This is a genomic window from Pantoea agglomerans (assembly GCF_021397715.1).
Classification (GTDB): domain Bacteria; phylum Pseudomonadota; class Gammaproteobacteria; order Enterobacterales; family Enterobacteriaceae; genus Pantoea; species Pantoea astica.
Map to the genome: position 1 here is coordinate 3,998,238 of NZ_CP090207.1, position 12,058 is coordinate 4,010,295.

General features: G+C 52.7%; 5 protein-coding genes, 5 tRNA genes and 3 rRNA genes. 1 reads left to right on the forward strand and 12 read right to left on the reverse strand.

The genetic code is table 11. From position 1 onward, the window contains the following. Positions 1-63: 63 nt before the first annotated feature. The 4 genes from LZU96_RS18970 to LZU96_RS18985 form a co-directional block, all read right to left on the reverse strand. Positions 64-139: transfer RNA gene (locus tag LZU96_RS18970), tRNA-Thr, on the reverse strand. A gap of 5 nt (positions 140-144) precedes the next feature. Then, positions 145-219: transfer RNA gene (locus tag LZU96_RS18975), tRNA-Gly, on the reverse strand. A 190-nt stretch (positions 220-409) separates the two neighbouring features. Continuing rightward, positions 410-494: transfer RNA gene (locus LZU96_RS18980), tRNA-Tyr, on the reverse strand. A gap of 7 nt (positions 495-501) precedes the next feature. After that, positions 502-577 (reverse strand) — tRNA-Thr (locus LZU96_RS18985). A 748-nt stretch (positions 578-1,325) separates the two neighbouring features. Here LZU96_RS18985 and coaA point away from each other — a divergent pair. Continuing rightward, positions 1,326-2,273: a type I pantothenate kinase gene (gene coaA / locus LZU96_RS18990; RefSeq protein ID WP_233985611.1), complete on the forward strand. Its 948-nt coding sequence runs from the start codon at positions 1,326-1,328 to the stop codon at positions 2,271-2,273. Positions 2,274-2,318: 45 nt separating this feature from the next. Here the strand turns inward: coaA and birA are convergent, their stop codons facing one another. From birA to trkH, 8 genes are all read right to left on the reverse strand, one after another. Further along, complete coding sequence (birA, locus tag LZU96_RS18995; protein WP_233985612.1) at positions 2,319-3,278, reverse strand: bifunctional biotin--[acetyl-CoA-carboxylase] ligase/biotin operon repressor BirA; 960 nt, start codon at positions 3,276-3,278, stop codon at positions 2,319-2,321. Next, positions 3,275-4,312 carry a UDP-N-acetylmuramate dehydrogenase gene (murB, locus tag LZU96_RS19000; RefSeq protein ID WP_233985613.1) on the reverse strand — a complete coding sequence of 346 codons (1,038 nt, stop codon included), beginning with the start codon at positions 4,310-4,312 and terminating at the stop codon, positions 3,275-3,277. The genes birA and murB overlap by 4 nt, the downstream gene beginning before the upstream one ends. A 150-nt stretch (positions 4,313-4,462) precedes the next feature. Further along, positions 4,463-4,578: ribosomal RNA gene (gene rrf, locus LZU96_RS19005) — 5S ribosomal RNA — on the reverse strand. Between the two features lie 210 nt (positions 4,579-4,788). Further along, positions 4,789-7,693, reverse strand: a 23S ribosomal RNA gene (locus LZU96_RS19010). A 214-nt stretch (positions 7,694-7,907) separates the two neighbouring features. Further along, positions 7,908-7,982: transfer RNA gene (locus LZU96_RS19015), tRNA-Glu, on the reverse strand. Positions 7,983-8,071: 89 nt separating this feature from the next. Beyond that, a 16S ribosomal RNA gene (locus LZU96_RS19020) occupies positions 8,072-9,613 on the reverse strand. The 16S, 23S and 5S rRNA genes sit together here with 1 tRNA gene alongside, the layout of an rRNA operon. A gap of 410 nt (positions 9,614-10,023) precedes the next feature. Then, complete coding sequence (gene hemG, locus LZU96_RS19025; protein WP_233985614.1) at positions 10,024-10,557, reverse strand: menaquinone-dependent protoporphyrinogen IX dehydrogenase; 534 nt, start codon at positions 10,555-10,557, stop codon at positions 10,024-10,026. 18 nt (positions 10,558-10,575) lie between these two features. After that, positions 10,576-12,027 (reverse strand): Trk system potassium transporter TrkH, encoded by a 1,452-nt coding sequence (gene trkH / locus LZU96_RS19030; protein ID WP_094120821.1) that lies wholly within the window; start codon positions 12,025-12,027, stop codon positions 10,576-10,578. Between the last annotated feature and the right edge of the window lie 31 nt (positions 12,028-12,058).

Genomic DNA, 12,058 nt, shown 5'->3' on the forward strand with positions numbered 1-12,058 from the left:
AACCAGGCAATGCCTGACTGCAAGGAAGTTACAGAGAGAAAATCAGGAGGGAGATAAAGGAAGTGGTGCTGATACCCAGAGTCGAACTGGGGACCTCACCCTTACCAAGGGTGCGCTCTACCAACTGAGCCATATCAGCACATCTGGAGCGGGCAGCGGGAATCGAACCCGCATCATCAGCTTGGAAGGCTGAGGTAATAGCCATTATACGATGCCCGCATCCTGGAACTCGGCTACCTGTTCTTTCTGTAGCTTGTGAGTAACAGAGGATGTTCCCCTATTATTCACAGCCTGTCAGCGAAGCTGACCGACTTTGACTGCGCTAATGCCCAGCCTGAATTCAGGGTGAGATGTGACTCACCTGACAGATAAACAGGTTGTTTATCTGGTCTCAACCACAAGGCTGAGATGGTGGTGGGAGAAGGATTCGAACCTTCGAAGTCTGTGACGGCAGATTTACAGTCTGCTCCCTTTGGCCGCTCGGGAATCCCACCTACTTGATGGTGCCGGCTACCGGAATCGAACTGGTGACCTACTGATTACAAGTCAGTTGCTCTACCAACTGAGCTAAGCCGGCATCAAGTGACGCGCATTCTAGGAAGGTCGGCTTCAGGATGCAACAAAAAAATCGTTTAAATTGCGCTATCGCTTACTATTTGTGCAAATCATCGCAATTTGGCGCTTTTATGCAGAATTATTGTGCAATCCGGGGATATTTTGTCGGGTGTCAGACGGCCTGTGCGGGAGACTGACAGACGAATTGATTGGGCTGTTATGCTGGTCTGCACATCTCAGCAGCAAATTTATTTCGCGGTGACGGCGCTAAGTGATGCTTTTATCGCCTCTCTGGTCATCAGCCCCTCTTCGTTACGGCAAAAACAAATTCCGTGAGGCTGATCGGGACCTGTTTCCGATGTCACTACTCAGTGAGCTGTACGTTTACAGGCTGCATTGTGTTCGGTTAGAAGATAGAGATAAGCCATGCCCTCTCTTTGAACGGCTAAGCCCACAGCAGCGGCTTTAAAAGCCGAGACGGGCAGGTCAGCCTTCGCACGCTATACTCATCAGGAATAGAGCGTAGAGCGTAAAGTCATCGGGTACAGCGGGTTAAGACGTTAACAGGATTGCAGCATTTTGTGGGCATGCCGACGAAAGCGAATGCTCATTTATCTTTTTACTTCTGTTGAAAGCTATACTGGTGATACCCTCCAGCCCATTGTTCTCAATGGTAAACCTGTGATCCGCGATTCAAATTTCTCATGTTGTCTAACCTATCCGGGCGACATTCTCCTGAAAGTTACGAATTTGCGGTCAGATGCATGCTTATGGATAAAACGACACCTTTGACGACGCCTTATCTGCAGTTCACTCGTGATCAGTGGGCTGCATTGCGCGATTCTGTCCCGATGACGCTGTCAGAAGAGGAGATCGCCCAGCTGGAGGGGATCAACGAAGACCTCTCGCTGGAAGAGGTCGCAGAGATTTATCTGCCGCTTTCGCGTCTGCTCAACTTTTATATCAGCTCGAATGTTCGTCGTCAGGCCGTTCTGGAACAGTTTCTCGGCACCAACGGGCAAAAGATACCTTATATCATCAGCATTGCTGGCAGCGTTGCCGTGGGGAAAAGCACCACCGCGCGTGTATTGCAGGCACTGCTGAGCCGCTGGCCCGAGCACCGTAAAGTTGAGCTGATCACGACAGATGGTTTTCTTCATCCCAATGCGGTGCTGAAAGAGCGGGGTCTGATGAAGAAGAAAGGCTTCCCGCAGTCTTATGATATGCATCGGCTGGTGAAGTTTGTTTCCGACCTGAAATCGGGTGCCAGTCAGGTTACCGCTCCGGTCTATTCGCACCTGATTTACGATGTGATTCCGGACGGTGATAAGGTCATTCAGCAACCCGATATTCTGATTCTTGAAGGGCTTAACGTATTACAGAGTGGGATGGATTATCCACACGATCCCCATCACGTCTTTGTTTCCGATTTTGTCGACTTCTCTATTTATGTCGATGCGGCAGAAGATCTCTTGCAGAGCTGGTATATCAACCGCTTCCTGAAATTCCGTCAGGGCGCGTTTACCAATCCCGACTCTTATTTCCATCATTATGCTCAGCTCTCTGAAGCGGAAGCGATTGAAATAGCAGGCAACTTGTGGAAAGAGATTAACTGGCTGAATCTGCAGGAAAATATCCTGCCTACTCGCGAAAGAGCCAGCCTGATTATGACCAAGAGTGCTAATCATGCGGTCGATAAGCTCCGGCTGCGTAAATAAACGACATCAATAAAAAAGCCTGCAATTATGCAGGCTCTTTTATATTCAGACTGGCCGAAGGGATATTTCTCCGCCTACCCAGGATTTTATTTCGCCATCCTGCTCTAATAACAGCCCTCCCTGACTATCCACACCACGAGCAATGCCGTGCACTTCACGTTCGCCAATAAGTAACTTCACCGGCCGGTTAATAAAATTATCCAGTGCGGCCCAGCGAGCAATAAAGGGCGTTAATCCTTCCTGTTCAAACACCGGCAGAGCATCACGTAAGCTGTTAATCAGACTGGCAGCCAGTTCATTGCGGTTAACCGTGACACCCGCTTCCTGCAGGTTGATCCAACCCTGATTGATCTGTGACGCATCCGCTGTTCGCATCGCCAGATTAATCCCCGCACCCATTACAATATGCGCTGCATCACCGGTTTTACCGGTAAGTTCGACCAGGATACCCGCTAGTTTGCGATCTTTTAGGTAAATATCATTGGGCCATTTAACCCGGACATCGTCAGCACCCATCGCGCGTAATGTTTCAGCCATGACGATGCCGATAACCAGACTGAGCCCCATTGCCGCCGCAGGACCCTGATCCAGACGCCAGTACATCGACATATAGAGGTTGGCGCCAAACGGTGAGAACCATTGGCGACCACGCCTTCCGCGTCCAGCCTGTTGGTACTCCGCAATACAGGCAGCGCCAGACTGAAGTTCATGCATCCGTTCCAGCAAATATTGATTCGTTGAGTCAATAACCGGTATCACTGAAATATTGCCCTGCTTAACCCGTGAAAGTATCGCCTGTTCGTCCAGCAACTGTATCGGCGCAGACAGGCTATACCCTTTTCCGGTGACGGTATAAACGTCGAGTCCCCAGCTTTTCAACGTCTGGATATGCTTATTGATCGCGGCGCGGCTCATACCCAGCGTTTCACCTAGCTGTTCGCCTGAATGAAACTCGCCATCCGATAATATATCGACCAGCTTCAATGGAACGTTGTGGTCCTTCATGCGATCACCTCAACAGCATTACACTCACCCTGTGCCTGAATAAAACGGACTTCAGGCTCAAGCCAGACATCAAACTTTTCACCCACCCGGTTACGTACGGTACGGGCCAGCGCCACAATATCGTCAGGGGTCGCATCCTCAGCATTGATCAACACCAGAGCCTGCTGCTGATGCACGGCTGCGCCGCCCAGACGGAACCCCTTCAGCTGACACTGATCTATCAGCCAGCCTGCCGCCAGTTTGGTTTCGCCGTTCGTCAGTGGATAATTTGGCATCGACGGAAAGCGAGCCAGTAACTGGCTTGCCTGCGCCTGACTAATCACCGGGTTTTTGAAAAAGCTGCCTACATTACCGGTGACTTTAGGGTCGGGTAACTTGCTCTGACGCATCTCACAGACAGCATGATAGACATCCCAGGCGTTTGCGGTGACGGGATTCAGCGTTTTAAGATCGCCGTAGGTCAAAACCGGTTGCCACTGTTTTGGCAGGATCATTCCTACCGCTACAATCACATAGCCAGATTGGTAATGGTGTTTAAATATGCTGTCGCGATAACCAAACTCGCAGGCTTCACGATCGAGCCGCTCTGTCTGACCACTGTGCAAATTAAGCACATCGACATATTCGCAGACGTCTTTTAATTCAACACCATAAGCCCCGATATTCTGGATCGGCGCTGAGCCGACCATGCCAGGGATTAATGCCAGGTTTTCCAGGCCGGTAATGCCCTTTTCCAGCGTACTTTTCACCAGTTGATGCCAGTTCTCGCCCGCCCCAACGTGCAGTTTCCAGTGATCGAACTCATCCCGGATGCCGATGCCTTTAATGCGGTTCAGTACCACCGTGCCGGCGAAGTCTTCCAGGAACAGCACGTTGCTGCCCTCACCTAACACCATAAACGGCGTTTGTTGATGCTGGCTGGCCTGCCAGGCAGCCAGGATAGCAGCGGGAGTTTCCGCCACAATGCGTTGTTGCGTGTGGATGGCAAGCCCAAGCGTATTGTCGGCTTGTAATGAGGGATGTTGGCTGGACATTTGACGGCCTTAACTGATTAATCTGGCCGTAGTTTACCGTATCAGACGGGTGTTGCAGGGGGAATTTCAGGCTCTCAGCGAAAAATTCCGCTGATCTTCAGACGTAAAAAAGCCCCGCACTGCTGTGCGGGGCTTCTTCACTGATATAATGCCTGGCAGTTCCCTACTCTCGCATGGGGAGACCCCACACTACCATCGGCGCTACGGCGTTTCACTTCTGAGTTCGGCATGGGGTCAGGTGGGACCACCGCGCTACAGCCGCCAGGCAAATTCTTTGTGCTCTGTCCTGTGTCTTTTGTGCTGATGCTGCGTTGGCCGCCCTCCCGCTACTCCGTCACATACTTCAGTATGCTCCTTCGTATCGCTCGGTTGCCGCCTTGCCTCAGCGCAAAATCCTCCGGACCCGGGTCCGCAGGACACAAACGTATCCGGTAACAAGCTGAAAATCTGTCTCTCAAAAACGCCTCTGGCGTTGTAAGGTTAAGCCTCACGGGTCATTAGTACCGGTTAGCTCAACGCATCGCTGCGCTTACACACCCGGCCTATCAACGTCGTCGTCTTCAACGTCCCTTCAGGACTCTCAAGGAGTCAGGGAGAACTCATCTCGGGGCAAGTTTCGTGCTTAGATGCTTTCAGCACTTATCTTTTCCGCACTTAGCTACCGGGCAATGCCATTGGCATGACAACCCGAACACCAGTGGTGCGTTCACTCCGGTCCTCTCGTACTAGGAGCAACCCCCCTCAATTCTCCAGCGCCCACGGCAGATAGGGACCGAACTGTCTCACGACGTTCTAAACCCAGCTCGCGTACCACTTTAAACGGCGAACAGCCGTACCCTTGGGACCTACTTCAGCCCCAGGATGTGATGAGCCGACATCGAGGTGCCAAACACCGCCGTCGATATGAACTCTTGGGCGGTATCAGCCTGTTATCCCCGGAGTACCTTTTATCCGTTGAGCGATGGCCCTTCCATTCAGAACCACCGGATCACTATGACCTGCTTTCGCACCTGCTCGAGCCGTCACTCTCGCAGTCAAGCCAGCTTATGCCATTGCACTAACCTCACGATGTCCGACCGTGATTAGCTGACCTTCGTGCTCCTCCGTTACGCTTTAGGAGGAGACCGCCCCAGTCAAACTACCCACCAGACACTGTCCGCACCCCGGATCACGGGGCCACGTTAGAACATCAAACATTAAAGGGTGGTATTTCAAGGTTGGCTCCACGCAGACTGGCGTCTGCGCTTCAAAGCCTCCCACCTATCCTACACATCAAGGCTCAATGTTCAGTGTCAAGCTGTAGTAAAGGTTCACGGGGTCTTTCCGTCTTGCCGCGGGTACACTGCATCTTCACAGCGAGTTCAATTTCACTGAGTCTCGGGTGGAGACAGCCTGGCCATCATTACGCCATTCGTGCAGGTCGGAACTTACCCGACAAGGAATTTCGCTACCTTAGGACCGTTATAGTTACGGCCGCCGTTTACCGGGGCTTCGATCAAGAGCTTCTCCTTGCGGATAACCCCATCAATTAACCTTCCGGCACCGGGCAGGCGTCACACCGTATACGTCCACTTTCGTGTTTGCACAGTGCTGTGTTTTTAATAAACAGTTGCAGCCAGCTGGTATCTTCGACTGGCTTCGGCTCGGGGAGCGAGTCCCTCCACCTACGCGCCAGCGTGCCTTCTCCCGAAGTTACGGCACCATTTTGCCTAGTTCCTTCACCCGAGTTCTCTCAAGCGCCTTGGTATTCTCTACCTGACCACCTGTGTCGGTTTGGGGTACGATTTTGTGTTACCTGATGCTTAGAGGCTTTTCCTGGAAGCAGGGCATTTATCACTTCAGCACCGTAGTGCCTCGTCGTCACGCCTCAGTGTAAAGTGAACCGGATTTGCCTGGAACACACACCTACACGCTTAAACCGGGACAACCGTCGCCCGGCCGATATAGCCTTCTCCGTCCCCCCTTCGCAGTAACACCAAGTACAGGAATATTAACCTGTTTCCCATCGACTACGCCTTTCGGCCTCGCCTTAGGGGTCGACTCACCCTGCTCCGATTAACGTTGAACAGGAACCCTTGGTCTTCCGGCGAGCGGGCTTTTCACCCGCTTTATCGTTACTTATGTCAGCATTCGCACTTCTGATACCTCCAGCATGCCTCACAGCACACCTTCGACGGCTTACAGAACGCTCCCCTACCCAACAACGCATAAGCGTCGCTGCCGCAGCTTCGGTGCATGGTTTAGCCCCGTTACATCTTCCGCGCAGGCCGACTCGACCAGTGAGCTATTACGCTTTCTTTAAATGATGGCTGCTTCTAAGCCAACATCCTGGCTGTCTGTGCCTTCCCACATCGTTTCCCACTTAACCATGACTTTGGGACCTTAGCTGGCGGTCTGGGTTGTTTCCCTCTTCACGACGGACGTTAGCACCCGCCGTGTGTCTCCCGTGATAACATTCTTCGGTATTCGCAGTTTGCATCGGGTTGGTAAGCCGGGATGGCCCCCTAGCCGAAACAGTGCTCTACCCCCGAAGATGAGTTCACGAGGCGCTACCTAAATAGCTTTCGGGGAGAACCAGCTATCTCCCGGTTTGATTGGCCTTTCACCCCCAGCCACAGGTCATCCGCTAATTTTTCAACATTAGTCGGTTCGGTCCTCCAGTTAGTGTTACCCAACCTTCAACCTGCCCATGGCTAGATCACCGGGTTTCGGGTCTATACCCTGCAACTTAACGCCCAGTTAAGACTCGGTTTCCCTGCGGCTCCCCTATACGGTTAACCTTGCTACAGAATATAAGTCGCTGACCCATTATACAAAAGGTACGCAGTCACCCCATAAAGAGGCTCCCACTGCTTGTACGTACACGGTTTCAGGTTCTGTTTCACTCCCCTCGCCGGGGTTCTTTTCGCCTTTCCCTCACGGTACTGGTTCACTATCGGTCAGTCAGGAGTATTTAGCCTTGGAGGATGGTCCCCCCATATTCAGACAGGATACCACGTGTCCCGCCTTACTCATCGAGCTCACAGCATGTGTGTTTTTGTGTACGGGAGTATCACCCTGTACCCTGCGACTTTCCAGACGCTTCCACTAACACACAAGCTGATTCAGGCTCTGGGCTGCTCCCCGTTCGCTCGCCGCTACTGGGGGAATCTCGGTTGATTTCTTTTCCTCGGGGTACTTAGATGTTTCAGTTCCCCCGGTTCGCCTTGCAGCACTATGTATTCATGCTGCAATGATGCACTGAGTGCACCGGGTTTCCCCATTCGGACATCGACGGCTGTAGCGGTTCATATCACCTTACCGTCGCTTTACGCAGATTAGCACGTCCTTCATCGCCTCTGACTGCCAGGGCATCCACCGTGTACGCTTAGTCGCTTAACCTCACAACCCACAGGCGTTTTTCAACGCTGCGTGTTGCAAGCATTTGAGAGACTCGAACATATCGTGTTTTTCATTCTTATTACGGAGAATGAAAACGACATGTCGTTTCAATTTTCAGCTTGTTCCGGATTGTTAAAGAGCAAATATCTTAAACATGACTCGTAAGTCATCTTTAAGATATGTGGGCAACACCTTTCACCTGTCACCAAGCAAGTGGCGTCCCCTAGGGGATTCGAACCCCTGTTGCCGCCGTGAAAGGGCGGAGTCCTAACCGCTAGACGAAGGGGACACGATAGTGTCGCGACTTCGCAGCCGTCTTGCTCATTACTTTTCTATCAGACAATCTGTGTGAGCACTACGCGGGAAGGTATCTTCAGGTAAGGAGGTGATCCAACCGCAGGTTCCCCTACGGTTACCTTGTTACGACTTCACCCCAGTCATGAATCACAAAGTGGTAAGCGCCCTCCCGAAGGTTAAGCTACCTACTTCTTTTGCAACCCACTCCCATGGTGTGACGGGCGGTGTGTACAAGGCCCGGGAACGTATTCACCGTGGCATTCTGATCCACGATTACTAGCGATTCCGACTTCACGGAGTCGAGTTGCAGACTCCGATCCGGACTACGACGCACTTTGTGAGGTCCGCTTGCTCTCGCGAGGTCGCTTCTCTTTGTATGCGCCATTGTAGCACGTGTGTAGCCCTACTCGTAAGGGCCATGATGACTTGACGTCATCCCCACCTTCCTCCGGTTTATCACCGGCAGTCTCCTTTGAGTTCCCGACCGAATCGCTGGCAACAAAGGATAAGGGTTGCGCTCGTTGCGGGACTTAACCCAACATTTCACAACACGAGCTGACGACAGCCATGCAGCACCTGTCTCAGCGTTCCCGAAGGCACCAATCCATCTCTGGAAAGTTCGCTGGATGTCAAGAGTAGGTAAGGTTCTTCGCGTTGCATCGAATTAAACCACATGCTCCACCGCTTGTGCGGGCCCCCGTCAATTCATTTGAGTTTTAACCTTGCGGCCGTACTCCCCAGGCGGTCGACTTAACGCGTTAGCTCCGGAAGCCACTCCTCAAGGGAACAACCTCCAAGTCGACATCGTTTACGGCGTGGACTACCAGGGTATCTAATCCTGTTTGCTCCCCACGCTTTCGCACCTGAGCGTCAGTCTTTGTCCAGGGGGCCGCCTTCGCCACCGGTATTCCTCCAGATCTCTACGCATTTCACCGCTACACCTGGAATTCTACCCCCCTCTACAAGACTCAAGCCTGCCAGTTTCAAATGCAGTTCCCAGGTTAAGCCCGGGGATTTCACATCTGACTTAACAGACCGCCTGCGTGCGCTTTACGCCCAGTAATTCCGATTAACGCTTGCACCCTCCGTATTACCGCGGCTGCTGGCACGGAGTTAGCCGGTGCTTCTTCTGCGGGTAACGTCAATCGACGCGGTTATTAACCACATCGCCTTCCTCCCCGCTGAAAGTACTTTACAACCCGAAGGCCTTCTTCATACACGCGGCATGGCTGCATCAGGCTTGCGCCCATTGTGCAATATTCCCCACTGCTGCCTCCCGTAGGAGTCTGGACCGTGTCTCAGTTCCAGTGTGGCTGGTCATCCTCTCAGACCAGCTAGGGATCGTCGCCTAGGTGGGCCATTACCCCGCCTACTAGCTAATCCCATCTGGGTTCATCCGATAGTGAGAGGCCCGAAGGTCCCCCTCTTTGGTCTTGCGACGTTATGCGGTATTAGCCACCGTTTCCAGTGGTTATCCCCCTCTATCGGGCAGATCCCCAGACATTACTCACCCGTCCGCCACTCGTCACCCAAGGAGCAAGCTCCTCTGTGCTACCGTCCGACTTGCATGTGTTAGGCCTGCCGCCAGCGTTCAATCTGAGCCATGATCAAACTCTTCAATTTAAGTTTGATTTGCTTAAACAAGTTAAGCGGTGCTCATCTGTAAAACGTCATAATGAATTTCATTATGTGTTCACTCGTGAGGCTTGATATTTTTTACGTCCGGAGACGCTGATATCAATCCTGCGAGTGCCCACACAGATTGTCTGATAAATTGTTAAAGAGCAGTGCGAGCAGCGGGTTAACCGTCTGTCGCGAGGTGGCGTATATTACGCTTTCCTCCTTCAGAGTCAACTTCTTTTTGGGAAGTTTTTCTCCGGCGGCGCAGTCTCCTGTGCCTCTCAACCCGGCGGCCGGTAAGCCGTTGTTCCGTGTCGATGGAGGCGCATTATAGGGAGTTCGCGCGGGCTGACAAGCGTTTATTGCAAAAAGATTATCGTTCGAAGTAATTTTCATCAAATCGCGTTATTTCGCTACAATTTGCCTGGTAACTGTGCAAAATCATTGGCAAAACGGCTGACCTGTTGCCAATCGGTGTACTCCACTTCTTTAGTAGAATCGGTCTCGCCACCGGTCATTCGCATGATCAACTGAATCATGACGCGGTCAAACCAGCGATAACGCGGATAATAGAGCGCGCCCGCAAATACCGCACAGCAATCTGGCTGCCACGGCGACTGTGTTAAGAACTTCTGGGTATAGGCATTGGTTTCCGGAGAACGCTTCTCGGGTTTGCGCGCTGTCAGGTTCACAGAGAAGAAGCCACTGGTGCGCTGCTGCAATTCGTGCAGATGCTGCTTAACGAATTTGTCGACTACCGGCTGGAAGTGACCATAACGAATCGATGCGCCAATCAGCACCCGATCGTACTCTGCCCAGTCAGGTGTAGTGGCCTCCTGAATATTCAGCACATCACAGTTCTGCTGCTGACCGATCTGCTCAGCAATATAAGAGGCGATTTTTTGCGTTTGTCCGTCACGGGTCGAGTAGAGAATCAGCGCTTTCATTTCAGCATCCTTTTTTAATTACTCACGCCAGAAGGTCGGCGTGAACAGCACCAGCAAGGTAAAGACCTCGAGACGCCCGAATAGCATGGTGGAGATCAATATCCACTTCGCCACATCATTCATTGAGGTGAAGTTATCCGCGACCACACCCAGGCCGGGGCCGAGGTTATTGAGCGTGGCAGCGACAGCAGCAAAGGCCGAGAAGTCATCCACGCCGGTAGCGATAATGGCCAGCATACTGATCAGAAACACCAGCGCATAAGCGGAGAAGAATCCCCAGACCGCCTCAAGGATACGCTCCGGCAGCGCCCGGTTACCCAGCTTGATGGTGTAAACCGCATTCGGGTGGACCAGACGTTTAAGTTCCCGGTTCCCCTGCTTGCACAACAGCAGGATGCGGATCACCTTCAGGCCACCACCGGTTGAACCGGCACAGCCACCAATAAAGGCGGAGCAGAGCAGCAGCACCGGCAGGAACAGCGGCCAGCGTGCGATGCTGTCGGTGGTGAAACCGGCAGTGGTCGCCATGGAAACCACCTGGAAGAACGCCTGGTTCAGCGTCTGCCAGCCACTGGCGTAAACATTGTGGAACCAGAGCACCAGCGTGCAGATCAACACCAGCGTCAGCTGGACGCCGATAAACATCCGTAACTCCGGGTCACGCCAGTAGACGCGCAGATTACGGCCACTCAGCATGGCAAAGTGCAGACCGTAGTTACAGCCGGAGATCAGCAGAAACACCGCCACGATGGTATTAATGGTGCCGCTATTAAAGTAGCCGATACTGGCATCGTGAGTGGAAAAGCCTCCGATAGCGATAGTCGAGAAGCTGTGCCCTATCGCGTCAAAGGCTGGCATCCCCGCCAGCCACAAGGCCAGCGCACAGGCCACCGTGAGCAGAACGTAGATCAACCACAGGGTCTTGGCTGTTTCGGCAATGCGCGGCCGCATTTTGTTATCTTTCAGCGGTCCCGGCATCTCCGCGCGATAAAGCTGCATTCCTCCGACACCCAGTATCGGTAATATCGCTACCGCTAATACGATGATCCCCATACCGCCGAGCCACTGCAGCATCTGCCGATAGAACAGAATCGCCTTTGGCAGCGAATCGAGTCCGACCAGCGTTGTTGCGCCGGTGGTCGTCAGACCAGAGAACGATTCGAAGAATGCGTCAGTTACCGACAGGTGCGGCTGTTCAGCAAAGATAAACGGCATCGCCCCCACGCTGCCCAGCACCGTCCAGAACAGCACCACAATCAAAAATCCTTCGCGTGGCTTGAGTTCGGTCTTCTGTTTGCGGTTTGGCCACCACAACAGCGAGCCGATCACCAGCGCCATCATAAAGGTCTGGCTAAAGGCCCGACCGGCACCGTCACGATAAATTAATGCGACCAGGCCGGGCAAAATCATCGTCACTGAAAAGAGGATCACCAGCAGACCGACTATGCGGGTAATGGCGCGAAAGTGCATTCAGCCGTTCCTTTAAATAAAAGAGAAGAAC